Source organism: Actinophytocola sp. (assembly GCF_036378875.1).
In the GTDB taxonomy this organism is placed as follows: Bacteria; Actinomycetota; Actinomycetes; order Mycobacteriales; family Pseudonocardiaceae; genus Actinophytocola.
The window spans coordinates 1-19,209 of record NZ_DASUVO010000032.1; the positions used below are offsets into that span (position 1 = coordinate 1).

Genomic DNA, 19,209 nt, shown 5'->3' on the forward strand with positions numbered 1-19,209 from the left:
GCCGTCTCCGGTCGAACACCGGAGGCGGCCCCACGGCCGTTCGCGCTCCCAAAACCGCTGGTCGCCCCGCTTGCCTGGACGTCGTTACTGAACCGGTTCATTGCAAGGTCTGGTCATCGCGCCAAAGGCTGTCGTAAGCTCCGCGACGTCTAGAGCTCGATCACTGAACCGAAACTTACGCGGTTCAGTTGTTTCGGGTGTCGGGAGGCGATGATGCTTCTGCACGACGGGCGGCCGTGGCTCGGCGCCAACTTCTGGTCCCGTTCCGGGGGACCGTTGATGTGGCGTAGCTACGACCCCGACCTGATCGCGCGGGAGCTCGCCGTACTGAGCCAGCACGGGATGAACCTCACGAGGTCGTTCTTCTACTGGCCCGACTTCCACCCGGCGCCCGACCGGATCGACGAGGAGATGGTCGACCGGTACGCCGACTTCCTCGACCGGCACACCGAGGCCGGCATGGCGACCGTGCCGACGTTCATCGTCGGGCACATGTCCGGCGAGAACTGGGATCCCGCGTGGCGACAGGGCCGCGATCTGTACGGGGACGTGTGGATGGTCGCCCGGCAGGCGTGGTTCGTCGAGCGGATGACCGCCCGGTTCCACGACCATCCCGCGGTGGCCGGCTGGCTGATCTCCAACGAGATGCCCATCTACGGGGAGCCGGCGGCCAGGGAGAAGGTCACGCCGTGGGCGCAGCTCATGGTCCAGGCCGTGCGTGCCGGCGGCGGCACCCAGCCGGTGTCGATCGGCGACGGCGCCTGGGGCATGGAGATCACCGGCGCCGACAACGGGTTCTCCGTGCGGGAGCTGGCCGCGCTCACCGACTTCGTCGGGCCACACGTGTACCGCATGGAGAACGACGTCGTGCGCCAGCACCTGACCGCCGCGTTCATCTGCGAGCTGTCCGGTTTCGCCGGCAAACCCGTGGTGCTCGAGGAGTTCGGCGTCACGGACGCGTTCGTGTCCCGCGAGCACGCCGCGCACTACTACCGCCAGATCCTGCACAACTCGCTGCTCGCCGGCGCGACCGGCTGGATCGGGTGGAACAACAGCGACTACGACAACCTGTACACACAGGACCCGTACCGCCATCACGCGTTCGAGATGCGCTTCGGTCTCACCGACGTGACCGGCGCCCCGAAACCGGCGCTGCGCGAGGTCCGTGAGTTCGCGGGCGTTCTCGCGCACGTCGACCTGCCGAGGTGCGCGCGACCCGACGCCGAGACGGCGCTCGTCGTACCGTCCTATTTGGAGCATCCGTACCCGTTCACCCAGTCCGGCGACCACACCTACGTGTTCGATGTCCTGCGCCAGGCGTACGTCGCGGCACGGGAGGCCGATCTCCCGGTGCGTGCGGCACGTGAACAGGACGGTCTGCCCGGCGACCGGTTGCTCTACCTCGTGCCGTCCGCGAAGCAGCTCACCGCGCCGGCCTGGCGGGACCTCGCGAGCTTCGCGGAGAACGGCGCGGTCGTCTACGTGTCCTACAGTCCGGGCAACCACGCCGTGCAGCGCGGGCTGTGGCACGCCGACGTGAACGGGATGTTCGGGGTCGAGCACCAGTTGCGTTACGGGCTGGTCGATCCCATCGCCGACGACGAGGTCGCGGTGACGTTCGTCGCCGAGTTCGGCTCGATCGCCGAGGGGAGCACGCTCACCTTCCGCGCGGGCGGCAACTCCCACGCCAGGTCGTACCTGCCGGTGCGACCGACCGAAGCGGAGGTCATGGCCGTGGACCAGCACGGAAACCCCGTGCTGCTGCGGCGAAAGCACGGAACGGGGCACCTGGTGTTGTGCACGTTCCCACTGGAGGGCATGGCGGCGGCACTGCCGCACGTCAACCCCGAACCCACGTACCGGATCTACGACGCGCTGGGGGCCATGGCCGGCGTGTCGAGGCCGGTGACCGTCGCCGACCCGCTCGTCCACACGGCCGAGCTTCGCCACCGGGACGGCAGGCGGTTCGTCTGGCTCGTGAGCCAGTCAGCGGAGGAACTCGAGGTGAAGCCGGTGGTCCCGGAGGGCCGGCTCACCGACCTCGCGGCGGGGGAGCCCGTCGACGAGGTGACGTTGCGCCCGTACGGAGTGCGGGTGCTGGCACTCAAGGATTCCTGAACGAGGAGAGCGCCATGCGGAAACGGAATCGTTTTCTGGTCCTGCTCGCCGCGGTCGGCTTAGTGGCCACCGCCTGCACGGGTGCGGAAGGAGATGGTGCGAGCGCTGGGTCGGGCTCCTATCCGCGCAACCAGACCCTGTTCACCAGCGGTTCGCAGTGGGGCGTGCCGAGCAACGCGAACCCGTTCCGGCAGGGGGACTACGCGACCGGCACGGTCGGGCTCCTCTACGAGACCCTGTTCCTCTTCGACCCGCTCGGGTCCAAGTACGAGCCGTGGCTCGCCGAGAAGGACGAGTGGGTCGACGACAAGACCTACCAGGTGACGCTGCGCGAGGGTCTCAAGTGGAGTGACGACGAGCCGATCACCGCCGAGGACGTGGCGTTCACCATCAACCTCGGCAAGATGAAGACGGTGCCCTACAACCCCCTGTACAGCTCCATCGAGTCCGTCGAGGCCGTGGACGAGCTGACCACGAAGGTCACCTTCTCCGAGCCGCACTACCAGCAGTGGGCGAACTGGGTGTACTTCAACCCGATCGTGCCGAAGCACCTCTGGGATGGCAGGTCCGAGAAGGACATCATGCAGGGCGCGAACTTCGACAAGCCGGTCGGCTCCGGCCCGTACCTCGTCGAGGCGCACGACCAGGACCGCATGGTCTGGAAGAAGAACGAGAACTGGTGGGGCAAGGACAAGCTCGACCTGGACATGAAGCCGACGTACATCGTCGACCTCGTCAACTCGAGCAACGAGGCCGCGCTCGGGCAGGTGCTGCAGGGCGAGATCGACCTGTCCAACAACTTCCTCCCCGGCATCGCGTCCCTGGTCAAGGGCGGCTACAAGCTGGAGACGTACTACAAGGACGCGCCGTACATGCTGGCCGCCAACACCACCTGGCTGGTGCCGAACACCACGAAGGCCCCGCTGAACGACCCGGCCTTCCGCCGCGCGCTCGCGTTCTCCGTCGACACCGACAAGATCGTGAACTCGGTGTACAACAACATCGTGCAGAAGGCCGACCCGACCGGCCTGCTGCCCATCTGGGACAAGTACATCGACAAGGGTGTGGTCGACGAGCTGGGTCCGACCTACGACACCGGCGAGGCCAAGACGCTCCTGTCCCAGGCGGGCTACCGCGACACCAACGGTGACGGGTTCGTGGAGAACAAGGACGGTTCGCCGATCTCGCTGAAGCTCGCGACCCCGTCCGGCTGGACGGACTGGAACGAGGCGGGGCGGGTCATCGCGGACAGCGCCAAGGCCGCGGGCATCCAGCTCACCGCCGAGACGCCGGCCGCCGAGGTCGTGCAGGACCAGCGCGAGTCAGGCCAGTTCGACCTGATCCTCAACAACGACCGGCAGATGGACGACACGCCGTGGCGGTACTACGAGTACATCTTCGGCCTGCCCGTCCTCGAGAACCAGACCACGATCAACTACGGCCGGTACGAGAACCAGCAGGCATGGGACCTCGTCACGCAACTCGACGGGACGAAGGTCGACGACCAGGCCGGCATGAGCGCGCTCATGTCGCAGCTGCAGCGTATCCAGCTGACCGAGGAGCCGGTGATTCCGTTGTGGTACAACGGCCTCTGGGCGCAGTACAGCAACGCGGTGTGGACCAACTGGCCGTCGGCGGACGGTGGGCAGATCGTGCCGACCATGTGGCGCGGCTACCCGCAGAAGGGCGCGATCAAGATGCTGGCCGAGCTGAAGCCGGCGCCAGAGGAGCAGTGACACCTCCATGGGACGGTACTTCGGCAGGAAGCTCGGGATCTACGTCCTGACGTTCTTCGTCGCCGTGACGATCAACTGGATCATCCCGCGCTTCATGCCGGGCGACCCGGTGCGCACCATGGTGTCGCGCGCCGGGTTGCAGGACCCGGCGGGGGTCGCGGCCATGCGGGAGTACTACACCAACCTGTTCGGCTTCGACCTGCCCATCTGGCAGCAGTACCTCAACTTCTGGGGTGAGCTGCTCCAGGGCAACTTCGGGACGAGCCTGTGGGCGTATCCCCAACCCGTCGGGTCGATCATCCTCGCCGCCGTGCCGTACACGCTCGGGCTGCTGTTGCCCGCCATCCTGCTGAGCTGGTGGGCGGGCAACAAGTTCGGCGCGTACGCGGCACGGAAGAAGGTGCTGGACAACACCGTCCTACCCGTCTGGTACGTGCTGACCGCGACGCCGTACATGTGGCTCGCGATCCTGTTGGCATGGGCGCTGGGAAAAGTGGCCGGCATCTTCCCGGTCGGCCGCAGCTTCTCCGCGTCGCTGCAGCCGGAATGGTCGTGGCTGTTCATCAACGACCTGATCAGCCACTGGTTCCTGCCGTTCCTGTCCCTGTTCCTCGTGATGTTCGGCGGCTGGGCCATCGGCATGCGGAACCTGGTCATCTACGAGCTGGAGGCGGACTACGCGAACTACCTCGGGGCGCTCGGCGCGCCGCAGCGGCTGGTTCGCCGGTACGCCTTCCGCAACGCGTTGCTGCCGCAGGTCACCGGTCTCGCGCTCCAGCTCGGGGTGATCGTCGGTGGCCAGATCGTCACCGAGATCGTCTTCGACTACCGGGGCCTCGGTTACCTGGTGCTGCAGGCCATCAACGCGAACGACCTGTTCCTCCTGCAGGGCATCTTCCTGTTCATCGTCATCGGTGTCCTGGTGGCGAACTTCATCATCGACATCGTCTACGTGCTGGTTGATCCGCGGACGCGGGTGGGGATGAGCGCCTGATGACGCAACAGAACACAGACCCCGTCGGCGCGGACGTCGAGCCGACACCGGTCGGCGCCGCCACCTCCGAGGTGGCCACCGTGCCCGGCGTGGCCACCGTCCACACGGCACCGGTGCGACGGGAGGCGCTCTACTTCGCGCGGCGCAACAAGAAGCTCCTCGGTGGGCTCGCTGTCGTGCTGGTGTTCCTGCTGCTGGGGTTGCTCGGCCCGCTGTTCACCGGCGACGACCCGCTCGCGTACGTGGGACCGCCGAGCGCGTCGCCGTCGGGCGAGTGGCTGTTCGGCACCACCACGTTCGGCCAGGACGTGTTCGCGCAGTTCGTGCACGGCCTGCGCGCGACGTTCTTCGTCGGGGTGGTCGCCGCGCTCATCTCGGGTGTGCTCGGCATGGTCATCGGCTTCACGTCCGGGTACCGCGGTGGTCTGCTCGACGAGATCCTCAACATGGTCACGAACATCGTGCTCGTGCTGCCGGTGCTCGCGGTGCTGATGGTCGTCGTGGCCTACCTCGAGGTGCGGAGCCTCACGAGCCAGGCGATCATCATCGGCCTGTACAACTGGCCGTGGGTGGCCCGCGCGGTGCGGGCACAGACGCTTTCCCTGCGGGCCAGGGAGTTCGTCGATCTCGCGAAGCTGTCCGGTGCGCCGGTGCACCGGATCATCTTCCGCGAGATCGCGCCCAACATGGCGTCCTACCTGTTCATGGTGTTCATCCTGCTGTTCGGCGGCGCGGTGCTGTTCGCGGCGACGCTGGACTTCATCGGACTCGGGCCGACCGACGGCACCTCGCTCGGCCTGATGCTCAACCAGGCCAAGCAGTGGAGCGCGATGAACCTCGGCCTGTGGTGGTGGTTCATCCCGCCGGGGCTCGGCATCACCGTGATCGTCAGTGCCATGTACATCATGAACGTTGGCCTCGACGAGGTCTTCAACCCCAAGCTCCGGGAGTCGTGATGAGCCTTCGGGTCGAGGACCTCGAAGTCCACTACCGGACGCTGCGCGGTGACGTGCACGCGCTCGACGGCGTCACGTTCTCGGTGGCGGACGGCGAGATCATGGGGCTCGTCGGCGAGTCCGGTTCCGGCAAGACGACGCTGGGCAAGAGTCTCATCCGAATGGACGGTCGCATGCGGCACGTCGCGGGATCGGTCACATTGGACGGTGGCGATCTGCCCATCGGGGACACCGCCGCCATGAACCGGTTCCGGTTCACCGACGTCTCGATCGTGCCGCAGTACGCGATGAGCGCGATGAACCCGACCCGCAAGATCGGCAAGATGATCCGCGAGCTGGTCGAGTCGCGGAAGATCAGGTTCTCGACCGTGCGCGAGGAGCTGGACCGCCGGCTCGACCTCGTCGGCCTCGACCGCGGCGTGCTCGACCGGTACCCGATCGAGCTGTCCGGCGGGATGAAGCAGCGCATGGTGATGGTGATCTCCACGCTGCTGAACCCGTCGCTGCTGATCGCCGACGAGGTGACCTCGGCACTGGATGTCTCGACGCAGCGGGCGGTCGCGCTGGCGCTGGCGTCCTTTCGCGACCACGAGCTCGTCCGCAGCATGATCGTGATCACGCACGACGTGTCGCTGGTCTACCAGATCGCCGACACGATCACGGTGATGTACGCGGGCCGGCTGGCCGAGACGGCGCCGACACCGGTGCTCGTCTCCGCGCCGAAGCACCCGTACACGCAGTTGCTGATCTCGTCGCTGCCCGAGGTGGGCATCCGGTACGACGGCAAGAGGTTGACGGGGATCGCCGGCAGCCCACCCGCCCTGCTCGACCCTCCACCCGGCTGCCGGTTCCGCGACCGCTGCCCGCTCGCGTTCGACAGGTGCGCCGAGCAGCCGCCGTTCGTGGAGATCGCGGAGAACCACAAGGTGGCCTGCTGGAAGGCGACGTCATGAGCGGAGCTTGCGGAGCGAATCATCAATACTCAGGACGCCACCGAGCCCGCGGAGGGCGCCGGAGGAGCGGAGCCTGCGGAGCGTTCCGGCGCCACGTAGCGGGCGAGAGGGCGGCCGGATGTTGAAGTTGGAGCGGGTTTCCAAGAACTACCGGGTCGGTGCGTTCGGGCGCACGTCGTTGCGTGCCGTGCGCGACGTGACCTTCGAGCTGCGGCCCGGCGAGGTCGTGTCGCTGATCGGGGAGAGCGGCAGCGGCAAGTCCACGATCGGTCGGATGATCTTGCGGCTGATCCAGCCCACGAGCGGCGCGATCACCTTCGAGGGCACCGACATCACCGGGTTGCGGGGGGCCGGGCTGAAGGGTTACTACCGGCACGCGCAGGGCGTGTTCCAGGACCCGTTCAGTACCTACAACCCGGTCTTCCGCGCGGACCGCGTGTTCGCCATGATCCGCCAGTCGTACTTTCCGGACATGAAGGACGAACAGTGGCGCGAGCGGGTGGCGGAGGCCGTCGCCTCGGTCAACCTGAACCCCGACCTCGTGCTCGGCAAGTACCCCCACCAGCTCTCCGGCGGCCAGCTGCAGCGGCTGCTCGTGGCCCGCGCGCTGCTGCTCGACATCAAGCTGCTGGTCGCCGACGAGATCATCAGCATGCTGGACGCGTCCACCCGGATCGACGTGCTGAACCTGCTCGCCGACCTCAAGGAGCGTGGGCTGGCCGTCCTGTTCATCACCCACGACCTGTCGCTCGGCAACTACCTGAGCGACCAGACGGTGATCCTGCGCCGAGGCGCGGTCGTCGAGCGGGGCACCACCGAGAAGGTCTTCGGGGACCCGCGCCATCCGTACACACGTATGCTGCTGGCCTCGGTGCCCCGGCTCGGCACCAGGTGGGAGGACCTGCCGGTGCCCGAAAGCGTGGGACAGGAGGGTGACGCGCCACTCGAGGAGGTCGAGGAGGGCCATTTCGTGGCACACTTCGACCCATCGGATGTCCATAATGGACGGGTAGCGTGACCAGACGGGTAACGATCGCCGACGTCGCCAAGAAGGCGGGACTGTCGAAGGGCGCCGTGTCCTACGCCCTCAACGGCCAGCCCGGCGTGTCGGAGTCGACGAGGCAGCGCGTGCTGCGGCTGGCGCTGGAGATGGGGTGGCACCCCAACAGCGCGGCCAAGGCGCTGTCCGGCGCACGGGCGGGCGCGTTCGGCCTCGTTCTGGCGCGCCCGGCGAGCACGCTGGGTGTCGAGCCGTTCTTCATGAGACTGATCTCCGGCATGGAGACCGCGATGGCGTCGAGCCAGACCGCGTTACTGCTGCACGTCGTGCCCGACCACGACGCCGAGATCGCCACGTACCGCCGGTGGTGGGCGGAACGCCGTGTCGACGGCGTGTTCCTCATCGACCTGTGCCTTGACGACAGCAGGGTGCCGGTGCTCGAGGAGCTGCGCCTGCCGGCGATGGTCGTCGGCGGCCCTGGCCACCACGGCGCGCTGCCGGGCGTGTGGATCGACGACGCCGGCGCCATGGTGATGGTCGTCGAGTACCTGGCCGCGTTGCGACACCGGCGGATCGCGCGGATCGGCGGCGTGCCCGGCATGCTGCACGACGAGATGCGCACCTCCGCTTTCGACGGCGCGGCCGAGCGGCTGGGCCTGGCGTGGTCGTCGACGATCCCCACCGACTACAGCCCGGAGGCGGGCGCCCAGGCCACCCGCCGGCTGCTGAGCGCGGCCGACCCACCGACCGCGATCATCTACGACAACGACGTGATGGCGGTCGCCGGCGTCTCGGTGGCACACGAGATGGGTGTCGAGGTACCGGGTGATCTGTCCATCATGGCGTGGGACGACTCCGTGCTGTGCGAGATCACGCACCCGCCGCTGACGGCCCTGAGCCGGGACAGCACCGGGTACGGCCGCCAGGCCGCGGAGAACCTGTTGGCCCTGCTGGGCGGCGAGGTGGTGACGGAGGTGCAGGACACCCCGCCGCGCCTGGTGGTCCGCGGCAGCACCGCCCGACCGGCCGATTGAGACACTGCCGCGTAGCGATGGCTGAACGCCGCCCGACAGCCAGGACGCGCCGGGCTCAGCGAGCTGAGATCTGCATCTGTCTGGTGTCCGGCCGTCGTCCTCCGTTGGGTGGGTTGGCGGCCCACCCCGGCGTCCGCCGGTCCCGGCACAACCACACACCGGCGGCGAAGGACGCCGCGAGCACGCCGACAAGACCCCTTTTGTGGAACATCGACCCTCCAGGAGAAACACGAACAGCACCGGAGCGGTCGCCGCCCCGGTCAGTGTGTAAACGCCGTAGCCCCGCCGTTTGGTTGCCCGCACGTGCGGATTGCCTGCCGGTCGAGTCCCACGAACGGTTGGCGTGCTCCCGCCGGCGGCGTCAGTCCGTGGCCTGGCGAGCCTGGGTTGTCTCGCGCAGGACCGCCCAGGCGTCCGCCACCGGACCCATGTGCCCGAGCTTGTCGGGGTTGATCACCGTGCGGATCGTCTGGATCCGTCCGTCGAGGATGTCGAGCGCCCACGTGTTGACGACCTTGCCGTCCCGGTCGCGGAAGACCGCGCCTGGCTGGCCGTTCACCTGGTGCGGTGCCACCACGCCCCCGATCCGGACGAACGGCGCGACGAGTGTGACGAGCACCCGGGCCACGTTCTCGGCGCCGACGAAACGGGAGGCCCATTGCGGCGCCTTTCCGCCGCCGTCACCGACCAGTTGCACGTCACCGGCGAGGAGTTCACGCAGCCCGTCGACGTCGCCTTCCCGGAAGGCGTCGAAGAACCGTCCGGCGAGTTCCTCGCGCTCGCGCCGGTCGGCCTCGAACCGGGGCCTGCCCGCGTCCATGTGGCGGCGCGCCCGCACCGCGAGCTGGCGACACGCCGCCTCCGACCGCCCCACGGCCGAGGCGACCTCACCGAAGCCGAACCCCGAACACCTCGCGCAGCACGAACACCGCGCGCTCCAGCGGAGTGAGCCGTTCCAGCAGGAGCAGAGCCGCCATCGACAGCGAGTCGGCCAGCTCCGCGGAGCGCTCCGGGTCCTGGTACGGGTCGGTGAGCAGGGGCTCTGGGAACCACGGCCCGACGTACTCCTCGCGCCGGACGCGCGCCGAGCGCAGCACGTCGATCGAGATCCGGGTCACCACGGCCGAGAGGAACGCCCTGGTCGATGTCGGCCGCGTCGCGGAGGCTTCGAAACGCAGCCACGTCTCCTGGACGGCGTCCTCGGCCTCGCTCACGCTGCCGAGGATCCGGTAGGCGATCGAGAACAGCAGCGGCCGCAGCTCTTCGAACTCCTCGGTCACCAGGGCACCGGGCCTTCCGCGCTGAAGAACCCGCCGGTCGGTCCGTCCGCGCCGAGCGTGGCCAGGCGCACCAGGACCGCGGCGCCCTGCGCTGGTGTGAGGAACCCACTGTGATTGTTGCTGTCCGTCGCGACAAAGCCGGGGGCGGCGGCGTTGACGAGGATGCCGTCCTTGCGTAGCTCGTTGGCGTACTGCACGGTCAACGCGGACAGCGCGGCCTTGGACGGCGTGTACGCGGCCGACGGCAGCAGTGCCGCGAAGGGACCGTCCGGATCGCTGGTGAGGGTCAGCGACGCGGCGTGGCTGCTGACGTTGACGATGCGGGGCGCCGGCGACCGCCGCAGCAGCGGCAGCATCGCGTTGGTCACCGCGATCACCCCGACGACGTTGGTTTCCAACACCGACCGGACCATGTCCAGGTCGACGGTGCTCGGAACCTGATCATAGGCGTCCTGGGGCGAGACCTGCCCGGAGCCGGTGATGCCGGCGTTGTTGACCAGCACGTCGAGGTGGCCGAAGCGCTCCTCGATCCGCGTCGCGGCCGCCTGGATGGTGACCGGGTCGGTGACGTCCAGGGTGACCGCGTCCACGTCGCCGCCCGCCGCGCGCACCGCCGCGGCGGCCTCCTCGCCGCGCCGCGGGTCTCTGGCACCGATCAGGACCGTCATGCCCAGCGCGGCGAGCTGCTCGGCGGCCGCGTGGCCGATCCCCTTGTTCGCCCCGGTGACCAACGCTGTGATGTGTTCGTTCATCTCGTCCTCGCGTTCTCGGGAAACTGTCCGCGAACCCGAGACGAGGCAGCAGGGGCCATCTGTGACATGTGGACGCGGTCAACGGGTAGCCCGGTCCCGCCAGCGGCGGCTGGCGGGACCGGGGCCGTGTGGTCACGCACGCCGATGTGCGCGATCACAGGTCGTGGCGCCGTAGGAACTCCGCGACGCTGCGGAAGTACGAGCAGGGCGGGTCGCCGGTTGCCACGGGCCGGCGACCCGCCCTGGGCCGTTCAGCTTCCGGAGGGACTCCCGGTCGCTGACGGCGGGGCCGCGCCGCCGGGGGGAGTACCCCACAGGACGGCGCCAGTGGCACTGGTGAGAACGATGCGTGACGTGGTGGCGGGCTGTGCGCCACCCGAGGGCAGGCCGCTGTAGGACCAGTCGTTGGTGGGATCCCAGGTGCCCCCGCTCGTCACGCGGACCTGGATCTCCCTGCGGTGCTGGCTTTGTCCGGCCGGTGCGATCGCGTCGGGGCACGGCACCTCGACGTAGTACACGTTGCCGGAGTGCTGGACGGGCGCGGACGCCGCGCCGCACTGGTTGTAGTTCGTGGTGACCGTGAGCTGGGCCGGTGTCGTGGCACCGTCCACAGTGAAGTAGTACCGGACCTTGCCACCGGCCAGCGCGCGTGCCGGCCACGCCGACGTGTTGACCACGTACAGCTTCACTTCGGTGAACGTCGGGCTCTGCTGCGTCGCCGCGCCCTGCACGTACAGCTCGGGCCCGTCGGGTGTCTCGGCCGGCGGGAAGTTCGCGAGCGGGGTGCCGCCGAACTCGTCGTACAGCTTGGCGAGCGCGCCGGTGTACGCGGCGTTGTAGTCAAGGGCGACCTCGTTGGCCACGAAGTCCTGGCGGTCGTCCACATAGGAGTCGTTGGGCTGGCCCGGCCCACCGACCAGTGCCCCGTACAGCACGTGCCGGCTCTGCGCGGGCTGCTGGATGTTGTCGGTCCAGCTGCCGTGTGCCGTGCGGTGGTGCGGGTTGCGTGGCGGGTTCTGTCCGAACCCGACCATGTAGCTGGCGTTGCGGGGGTTCTGGCCGAGCGTGTAGTTGATCTGCCGGACACCGAAGTCGTGGTAGCGCGCCTTCAGCGTCGCGTCGGTGACGTTCTCGCTGTGCACCAGCGCGACGAACGCCGTGTTGGCCGCGTAACGCAGCGAGCCCCACGTGTCGAGGTGGGCCTGTCCGCCGGGGGAGTAGCGGACGCGCTGGCCGTTCACGCCGACCGTCCAGAAGTCCAACCAGCGGTTGGCGTCGGTGAAGTACTGGGCCTTGCCGGTCAGTTCGGCGAGCAACACGTACGTGCCGTAGGACTTGTCGTCCCACGCGATCGTCCACCGGTAGGACTTCGTGGTGGTCTGGTTCTCGTTGGCCAGGTTGGCGTACTCCGCCTCGGCCTTCGCGAGATAGGTCGGGTCGCCGGTCGCGCGGTACAGCCAGATCGCGCCCCACACCAGCTCGTCGACGTACCCGCTCCACGAGCGGTAGAAGTTCGCGGCGTCGGTGATGCAGTCGCTGTAGCGGCCGCGTCGCTGGTCGGCGAACGTGTACAGCTGCTTGGCGTGTGTCAGCAGGGTGTTCGCGTAGGCGGGGTCGTCCGAGAAGACGATGGCGGAGGCGGCCATCGCGGCGGCAGACTCGCCGGCGAGGTCGGAACCCGGGCAGTTGGCGTCTATTTTGTAGGCTGGCCGCGCCATCGGCATCACCTCGGCGGGCCCCCACCAGCGATGGTCGGCGTCGCCCTGGCCGACCTGCCCGTACAGTACCTGCGGCTGCGGGTGTGCCTTGATGAGCCAGTCCATGCCCCAGCGCAGGTTGGCGCGCAGCGGCGCGAGCTGCCCTGCCCGGACGTAGGCGTCCCGCTCCTCGATCGCGCCCCACGCGAGCATGGTCATGCTGGCGCTGAACGGAAGCCCGAACTTGACGTGGTCGCCAGCGTCGTAGAACCCGCCGGTCAGGTCGAGGCCGACGTCGCGGCCGTCGTTGAGCCCGGAGCTCCCGCGCCAGCCGACCCGGTTGTTAGCGCTCACCACGCCGGATCGCTGCGCGTCGTAGAACCAGATCGCCTTCTGCAGCGCCTCGCCGTAGTTGTAGGCGGGCGCCGCGGCGGCCGTTGTGGCGCCCGCGGGGGCGACGAGCACGGCGCCGGCGAGTGCCAGCGTCATGAGCAGGGTAAGCCGGTTGCGCACGGAGCCTCCTCGTCGAGGGCTGCGGGGTCCCGGTGAGATCGACTCTCTGGGAGCGCTCCCAGAATTGTAGTGCCCGAGTGTCGGGTATGGGAAGAGCCAATTCCGCCATCGGTGGGAAAACTGTTGTGTACCCGTGTTTTTCGGAGTAGAGCGAATGGTGTGAAGCGCATCGTGGCGACATTCGCGGCCGCCGCCTGCCTGTTGGCCGGCTGCGCCGCGGCCGAACCCGTGGCCACGCGCGGCGCAGGCGCGATCGGCGAACGACTGGTCACAATGGACGAGGTGGTCGACTGGATGCGCGACACCGCAGGGGAATGCGCGGACGTGACCACGCAGGACCTCGGTGACCTGCGCGGGTTCGTCGGCTCGGACATCGCGGCGCGCTTCGAGCCCTATGTCGCTGAATGGGCCACCTGCTCGGTGTCGGCGGAATTCCCCAGGGTCGGACTGCTGCTGTTCACCGGCGACGCGCAGCGCGAATTCCAGGAATCGTGGCACGACGCGATGACCGCGGGGGAGCTCGCCGACGGCCCGACCTTCGCCTTCGGCAACGGCTTCGCGGTCTCCGCCGGGTTCCTCGGGGTGAGCCGGCTCGGGTTGTACTACTTCCGGTGTGACTACGTGGATCCGAAGGTCAAACAGGTGCCCGCCGACGTGGCCGACTGTGTGTTCGCCAACCCGGAACACGGGCACGGCCACTGAAAGACCGCGCGAGACGCCACTGAAGCCGCCGCTTCAATGGTGTCGCAGGCTCGCGACTTACGGGCTCGAGCAGGTGAGCGCCGGCGCGGTCGGGCTACCGGACGCGTTCGCCGTCAGGCCGAACGTGCGTGTCGAGTTCGGTGGCACCGAGGAGTTCCAGCCCACGTTGGTCACCGTGGCCTGGGTGCGGAGGCTGTCCGTGGACAGCGTGCCGTTCCAGACGCTGTTGATGGTCGTCCCGCTCGGGATGGCCCAGCCGACCCGCCAGCCGGAAAGCGTTGTGGTGCCGGGGTTGCGGATCGTGATCTCGGCCTGGTAGCCGCCGTTCCAGCTACCCGTGAAGGCCCACGAAGCGGTGCAGGCACCGTTCGGCGGCTGGTTCGGGTCCGGTGGGCTGTCGACCACGCCGACGCCGGTGACCTCGCCGTTGCCGCCGTCGAAGACGACGTCCGAGCACCCGTAGAAGGTCTCGTTGCTGTCCGAGCGCTTCCACACCGAGTAGATGATGTGCCGGCCGGTCTTGCCGGACGGGAGGTTGCCGGTCCACACGTACTTCCCGTCGACGGAGCCCGTCTGGCCGCTGTCGGAGGGGTGGTCGGCGGTCAGGAACGGCTGGTTCTCGACGTCGGCCCACGTCAGGGGCTGGTTGGGGTTCCAGCCGTCCTCGGTGACGTACAGGTAGAACCAGCCGGGGTGGGCGGCCCACTTGTTGTACGAGAACGTGAAGTTCGCACCCGAGGTCAGGTGGGTGAGCGGCCAGTTCCCGACCCGGTTGAAGCCGGCGAAGCTCGGGTTGCCGCCGGAGCAGAGCTGGCCGTCCGGGACGAAGCCCTCGGTGCGGCCTGCGCCGTCGGAGCGGAGCACGGAGAACCAGTTGTAGAGCGAGTTGTCACCGCTCTGCGCCACGGCTCCCGCGCACGCCGAGTTCCTGGGGACGATGTTGCCCTGCTGTGACAGCCCGTCCCGCCAGCACAGGAACGTCCTGCTGCCGGGGGTCATCATCGCGCCGTGTGCCGACGCGGCGGGCGCGTTGAACGTCGCGATCACGAGGCCGGCCATCAGCATGGCGACGGCGGCCAACACCGTTGTTGCCCTTCTTCGTGTCATCGTGCCTTCTTTCTCGCCTCTGGGAGCGCTCCCAGTAACTGGTACGGTAGCGTGTCCGATTGCGGTCGGGGAACAGTCCGCGTGGATACCACAACGATTTGCCCAATGCGCTGGTCCATCCGGGTGAGAATTCATGAATTGCCGTGATTCTGCGTGATGGGCTTTCGTGTCCCGTGCCTCGCCGCTAGATTGTGGGAGCGCTCCCAATCAGTCGATCTTGTGTAGACGGGAGATCACGTCGTGGTGATCAGAAGATGGTCGCGTGCCATGCCGGCCGCCGTTCTCGTGCTGGCCCTGGGGGCGCCGTCCACGGCGACCGCCCAGGACGTCGAGTACGAGCGGATTGTTAACGGTAACTTCGACTCCGGCGCCGCGGACCCGTGGTGGACGAGCGCCAACACGAGCGGCGCGGTGGCCGGCGGCGAGTGGTGCGTCGACGTCACCGGCGGCACCGTGAACAGCTGGGACGCGCTGGTCGGGCAGAACGGTGTGCCGTTCGAGGCCGGCCAGTCCTACACGGTGCGCTTCGACGCGCGGGCCGAGTCGCCACAGCAGATCGCGGCGGTGGCCGGCGAGGCCGTCGAACCTTTCCGGCAGATCGCCCGCCTCGACGCGGCGCTGACGCCGGAGCGGCAGACGTTCACGCTCACATTCCAGTCCGGCCTTGACTTTCCGGCGGCCGGCCACGGCCAGCTGACGTTCCACCTCGGTGGGCAGACGTTCGACAACACGGTGTGCGTGGACAACGTGTCGATCATCGGCGGCGTGCAGCCGCCACCCGGTCTCGAGCCGGCCCCGCCGCTCCGGGTGAACCAGGTCGGCTATGTGCCGGGGTTCCCGAAGCAGGCGAGCGTGGTCACCGAGTCGACGACGCCGGTGGCGTGGACGCTGAAGAACGCGGCGGGCGCCGCGGTCGCGAACGGCCGGACCATTCCGGTGGGCCTCGACCCGGCGTCGGGTGAGAACGTTCACACCATCGACTTCTCGGCGCACGAGACACCCGGCGCCGGGTACACGCTGACGGTGGGCGCGGAGACGAGTTTCCCGTTCGACATCAGCACGTCCGCGTTGACGCGGTTGCGGTACGACTCGCTCGCGTTCTTCTACCACCAGCGCAGCGGTACGCCGATCGAGGAGCGGCACGTCGGCGCGGCACACGCGCGGCCCGCCGGGCATGTGAACGTCGCACCCAACCAGGGCGACGACGACGTGCCGTGCCGTGCGGACCTGGCGTGTGGGTACACCCTCGACGTGCGCGGCGGCTGGTACGACGCGGGCGACCACGGCAAGTACGTGGTGAACGGCGGGATCTCGGCGTGGCAGCTGCAGAACGCGTATGAGCGCACGTTGCTGCGCGGCGACCCGGCCACGCTCGCCGACGGCACGCTGGCGATCCCCGAACGCGCCAACCGCGTGCCGGACGTGCTGGACGAGGCGCGGTGGGAGGTCGAGTTCCTGCTGAGCATGCAGGTGCCCGACGGCCAGCCGCTCGCCGGGATGGCGCACCACAAGATCCACGACCAGCAGTGGACCGGCCTGCCGACGTTGCCGCACCAGGACGCGCAGCCACGGCGGCTGTCCGCGCCGAGCACGGCGGCGACGCTGAACCTGGCCGCCGCGGCCGCGCAGGCGTCCCGGCTGTGGGCGTCCTACGACCCGGCGTTCGCGGCGCGTGCGCTGGCGGCGGCGGAGAAGGCCTACGCCGCGGCGAAGGCGCACCCGGACGTGCTCGCGGACCCGGCCGACGGCCAGGGCGGCGGCACCTACAGCGACGGCACCGTGTCGGACGAGTTCTACTGGGCGGCCGCGGAGCTGTTCGCGACCACCGGCCGGTACCGGTCGGACGTGACGGGCCATCCGCTCTACGGCGGGGAGAGCCTCGACGACCGCGGCTTCGACTGGGCGGCGACGGGCCCGCTGGGTGACATCACGCTGTCACTGGTGCCGACGAGCCTCCCGGCCGCGGACGTGAGCGCTATCAGGGCCACGGTTGTGTCCACAGCGGACACACACCTGGCGAACATGGCACGGTCCGGTCATCCCGCGCCGTACCGCACGACGGACGGCCGGTACGAGTGGGGTTCGAACGGCCTTGTCGCCAACAACGGCGTGGTGCTGGCGCTGGCGTACGACTTCACGCGGCAGCCGAAGTACCGCGACGGCGCCTTCACGGCGATGGACTACCTGCTCGGCCGTAACCCGGTGAACCGCTCGTACGTGTCCGGGTACGGCGACCAGCCGGTGCGCAACGTGCACCACCGCTTCTGGGCGAACCAGCTGAACCCGGCGCTGCCGATCGCACCGCCCGGCGCGCTGTCGGGTGGCCCGAACAGCTGGCTGCAGGACCCGGTGGCGGCGCGACTGCTGACGGGCTGCCCGCCGCAGCGGTGCTTCGTGGACCACGTCGAGGCGTACTCGGTCAACGAGGTCACGGTCAACTGGAACTCCGCGCTGGCGTGGCTCGCGAACTGGACGGCGGAGCAGACGGAGGCAGCGGGCGCCTGCCGGGTGACGTACACGGCGAGCACGTGGCCGTCCGGCGTGGCGGCGCAGGTGACGTTGAAGAACACCAGCACCACCGCGTGGTCCGGCTGGACGTTGCGCTTCGCGTTCAACGGCAACGAGAAGCTGACGAACGGCTGGTCGGCGAAGTGGACCCAGACGGGCCGGGACGTGACCGCGAAGAACGAGTCGTGGCAGCGTCCGATCCCGCCGGGCGGCACGGTGACGGTGGGCTTCAACGCGAGCAAGACCGGACCACACACCCCACCGACCAGGTTCACGGTGAACGGCAGCATCTGCACGGCATAGAAACGGGGGCCGGCCTCCGGCCCCCGTTTTCCAGCCTACGGCACAGCACCGACACTCCCCGCGGTTCCAGCCCGGGTTGTCCACAACCCGCGCGTGTCCGACCTCGGAGACCCGCGTGTCCAACGAACCGGACCCGTGAGTTCAACAAATCGGTCATCCACGATTTGTTGAACTCACCGGTCCACACCGTTGAACTCACCGGTCCGCACTGTTGAACACGCGGGTCCTGAGTGTTGGACACGCGAAGTGTCCACAGCCTCGGTGCCGGGCCCCGGGTTTTGTCGGTGGTGTGCCGTAGCGTGGAACCGGGGGCCGGAGGCCAAGCCCTCGGCCGATTCTCAGGCCGATTCTCGGCAGATCAGTTCCGTTGGCAGGATCACCGGGCTCAGGTCCGTTTCCGGGTCGCGTAGCTGGTTGATCAGCAGCTTCGCCAGTTCGCGGCCCATCTGTTGCATGGGCTGGCGCACGCTGGTGAGCGTGGGGTCGGTGTGCCGGGCCACCTCGGAGTCGTCGAAGCCGATCACCGCCACGTCGTCCGGGACGCGGCGGCCCGCGGCGCGTAGGGCGCGTAGGGCGCCCGCCGCCATCAGGTCGCTGGCCGCGAAGATCGCGTCGAGGTCGGGGTCCTTCGAGAGCAGTTCGCGGGTCGCGGCCTCGCCGCTGGCCTGGCCGAAGTCACCCTGTGCGATCAGGCGGGTCACGCCGCGCTTGCCGCGCAGCGCGGCGCGGTAGCCGGCCAGCCGGTCGACGCCCGCGGCCATGTCCTGCGGGCCGGTGATCGTCGCGATGCGGCGGCGGCCCTGGTTGTACAGGTACTCGGTCGCGGTGCGGGCACCCGACTCGTTGTCCGCGTCGACGTAGGGCGCCGGGCCCTCCGACATCGGGCGTCCGTTCAGCGCCACCGGTGCGCCCGCGGCCATCAGGTTGTTGGGCAGCGGGTCGTCGCCGTGCAGGGAAATGAGGATCACGCCGTCGACGTGACCGTTGCGCACCTGCTGCTCGACGCGGCCGTGCTGGCGCGCCGTGTTGGCCATCATCAGGTTGAGCTGCAGGGGAGTGTTCGACAGCTCCTGCGAGAGCCCGCGAACGAGGCTCGCGAAGAACGGCTCACCGAACACGCGGTCCTCGGACTCCGAGACCACGAGCAACACGGTGTCACTGCGCTGGGTCACGAGACTGCGCGCCGCGTGGTTCGGCACGTAGCCGAGCTTGCGGATCGCGTCCTGCACCGCCTTCAGCGCCCACGGGCTGACCTCCAGCGAACCGTTGACCACTCGCGACGCCGTGCCACGGGAGACGTTCGCCTCGACCGCGACCTGTTCGAGGGTTGGGCGCCCACTCGCCCGTGAACGACGACTGATGCTCGTCATGCCGCACTCCCGCTATCCAAGCTCCCACCGTGTCGAATTGGTCGCCGGCGAAGGACGTCGCCCGCCTCGTCACGTGCCGCCCCCGCCGCGCGTTCCTCGGTCAGTCGCCGCCCGCTCCTCCGCGGGCTCCCGCATCTCGGCGCCATGATACTGGGAACCCTCCCAGACCTGTCCGTTCCTTGACTC

15 protein-coding genes are annotated in these 19,209 nt (G+C 68.8%); 9 read left to right on the top strand and 6 right to left on the bottom strand.

Going from position 1 to position 19,209, the window contains the following annotated elements:
- Positions 1-213: 213 nt before the first annotated feature.
- From VF106_RS08565 to VF106_RS08595, 7 genes are all read left to right on the top strand, one after another.
- Positions 214-2,118 carry a glycoside hydrolase 5 family protein gene (locus VF106_RS08565; protein WP_330839056.1) on the top strand — a complete coding sequence of 635 codons (1,905 nt, stop codon included), beginning with the start codon at positions 214-216 and terminating at the stop codon, positions 2,116-2,118.
- 14 nt (positions 2,119-2,132) lie between these two features.
- The gene (locus VF106_RS08570; RefSeq protein ID WP_330839057.1) at positions 2,133-3,854 is read left to right on the top strand and encodes an ABC transporter substrate-binding protein; all 1,722 of its coding nucleotides are present in this window, start codon (positions 2,133-2,135) and stop codon (positions 3,852-3,854) included.
- A 7-nt stretch (positions 3,855-3,861) separates the two neighbouring features.
- On the top strand, positions 3,862-4,848 hold the full coding sequence (locus VF106_RS08575; protein WP_330839058.1) for an ABC transporter permease: 987 nt from the start codon (positions 3,862-3,864) through the stop codon (positions 4,846-4,848).
- On the top strand, positions 4,848-5,804 hold the full coding sequence (locus VF106_RS08580; protein ID WP_330839059.1) for an ABC transporter permease: 957 nt from the start codon (positions 4,848-4,850) through the stop codon (positions 5,802-5,804). Before VF106_RS08575 ends, VF106_RS08580 begins: the two co-directional genes overlap by 1 nt.
- Positions 5,804-6,757 (top strand): ABC transporter ATP-binding protein, encoded by a 954-nt coding sequence (locus VF106_RS08585; protein WP_330839060.1) that lies wholly within the window; start codon positions 5,804-5,806, stop codon positions 6,755-6,757. The genes VF106_RS08580 and VF106_RS08585 overlap by 1 nt, the downstream gene beginning before the upstream one ends.
- A 118-nt stretch (positions 6,758-6,875) precedes the next feature.
- Positions 6,876-7,775 carry an ABC transporter ATP-binding protein gene (locus tag VF106_RS08590; protein WP_330839061.1) on the top strand — a complete coding sequence of 300 codons (900 nt, stop codon included), beginning with the start codon at positions 6,876-6,878 and terminating at the stop codon, positions 7,773-7,775.
- Positions 7,772-8,791: a LacI family DNA-binding transcriptional regulator gene (locus VF106_RS08595; RefSeq protein ID WP_330839062.1), complete on the top strand. Its 1,020-nt coding sequence runs from the start codon at positions 7,772-7,774 to the stop codon at positions 8,789-8,791. The genes VF106_RS08590 and VF106_RS08595 overlap by 4 nt, the downstream gene beginning before the upstream one ends.
- Positions 8,792-9,152: 361 nt before the next feature.
- On the opposite strand, the gene VF106_RS08600 is transcribed toward VF106_RS08595, so the two are convergent.
- The 4 genes from VF106_RS08600 to VF106_RS08615 all read right to left on the bottom strand — a co-directional run bounded on the left by VF106_RS08600 (position 9,153) and on the right by VF106_RS08615 (position 13,033).
- Positions 9,153-9,665 carry a sigma-70 family RNA polymerase sigma factor family protein gene (locus tag VF106_RS08600; RefSeq protein WP_330839063.1) on the bottom strand — a complete coding sequence of 171 codons (513 nt, stop codon included), beginning with the start codon at positions 9,663-9,665 and terminating at the stop codon, positions 9,153-9,155.
- 13 nt (positions 9,666-9,678) lie between these two features.
- Positions 9,679-10,071 (bottom strand): sigma factor, encoded by a 393-nt coding sequence (locus VF106_RS08605; protein WP_330839064.1) that lies wholly within the window; start codon positions 10,069-10,071, stop codon positions 9,679-9,681.
- Positions 10,068-10,823, bottom strand: a complete 756-nt coding sequence (locus VF106_RS08610; protein ID WP_330839065.1) for an SDR family oxidoreductase — start codon at positions 10,821-10,823, stop codon at positions 10,068-10,070. The genes VF106_RS08605 and VF106_RS08610 overlap by 4 nt, the downstream gene beginning before the upstream one ends.
- A gap of 251 nt (positions 10,824-11,074) precedes the next feature.
- Entirely contained in the window at positions 11,075-13,033 is a 1,959-nt protein-coding gene (locus tag VF106_RS08615) for a glycoside hydrolase family 9 protein (protein ID WP_330839066.1), read from the bottom strand.
- Positions 13,034-13,192: 159 nt separating this feature from the next.
- Between VF106_RS08615 and VF106_RS08620 the strand changes: the two genes are divergently transcribed.
- Positions 13,193-13,735, top strand: coding sequence for a hypothetical protein (locus VF106_RS08620; RefSeq protein ID WP_330839067.1), 543 nt, complete (start codon positions 13,193-13,195; stop codon positions 13,733-13,735).
- A gap of 57 nt (positions 13,736-13,792) precedes the next feature.
- On the opposite strand, the gene VF106_RS08625 is transcribed toward VF106_RS08620, so the two are convergent.
- Positions 13,793-14,842 carry a lytic polysaccharide monooxygenase auxiliary activity family 9 protein gene (locus tag VF106_RS08625; RefSeq protein ID WP_330839068.1) on the bottom strand — a complete coding sequence of 350 codons (1,050 nt, stop codon included), beginning with the start codon at positions 14,840-14,842 and terminating at the stop codon, positions 13,793-13,795.
- Between the two features lie 240 nt (positions 14,843-15,082).
- Between VF106_RS08625 and VF106_RS08630 the strand changes: the two genes are divergently transcribed.
- Positions 15,083-17,653 carry a glycoside hydrolase family 9 protein gene (locus VF106_RS08630; protein ID WP_330839069.1) on the top strand — a complete coding sequence of 857 codons (2,571 nt, stop codon included), beginning with the start codon at positions 15,083-15,085 and terminating at the stop codon, positions 17,651-17,653.
- A gap of 338 nt (positions 17,654-17,991) precedes the next feature.
- On the opposite strand, the gene VF106_RS08635 is transcribed toward VF106_RS08630, so the two are convergent.
- Positions 17,992-19,023, bottom strand: coding sequence for a LacI family DNA-binding transcriptional regulator (locus VF106_RS08635; RefSeq protein ID WP_330839070.1), 1,032 nt, complete (start codon positions 19,021-19,023; stop codon positions 17,992-17,994).
- Between the last annotated feature and the right edge of the window lie 186 nt (positions 19,024-19,209).

What these genes read in the sequence shown, in the direction of transcription:
- VF106_RS08565 (WP_330839056.1), top strand. Translation starts at nt 214, where the DNA reads ATGCTTCTGCACGACGGGCGGCCGTGGCTCGGCGCCAACTTCTGGTCC.
- VF106_RS08570 (WP_330839057.1), top strand. Translation starts at nt 2,133, where the DNA reads ATGCGGAAACGGAATCGTTTTCTGGTCCTGCTCGCCGCGGTCGGCTTA.
- VF106_RS08575 (WP_330839058.1), top strand. Translation starts at nt 3,862, where the DNA reads ATGGGACGGTACTTCGGCAGGAAGCTCGGGATCTACGTCCTGACGTTC.
- VF106_RS08580 (WP_330839059.1), top strand. Translation starts at nt 4,848, where the DNA reads ATGACGCAACAGAACACAGACCCCGTCGGCGCGGACGTCGAGCCGACA.
- VF106_RS08585 (WP_330839060.1), top strand. Translation starts at nt 5,804, where the DNA reads ATGAGCCTTCGGGTCGAGGACCTCGAAGTCCACTACCGGACGCTGCGC.
- VF106_RS08590 (WP_330839061.1), top strand. Translation starts at nt 6,876, where the DNA reads ATGTTGAAGTTGGAGCGGGTTTCCAAGAACTACCGGGTCGGTGCGTTC.
- VF106_RS08610 (WP_330839065.1), bottom strand. Translation starts at nt 10,823, where the DNA reads ATGAACGAACACATCACAGCGTTGGTCACCGGGGCGAACAAGGGGATC.
- VF106_RS08625 (WP_330839068.1), bottom strand. Translation starts at nt 14,842, where the DNA reads ATGACACGAAGAAGGGCAACAACGGTGTTGGCCGCCGTCGCCATGCTG.
- VF106_RS08635 (WP_330839070.1), bottom strand. Translation starts at nt 19,023, where the DNA reads ATGACGAGCATCAGTCGTCGTTCACGGGCGAGTGGGCGCCCAACCCTC.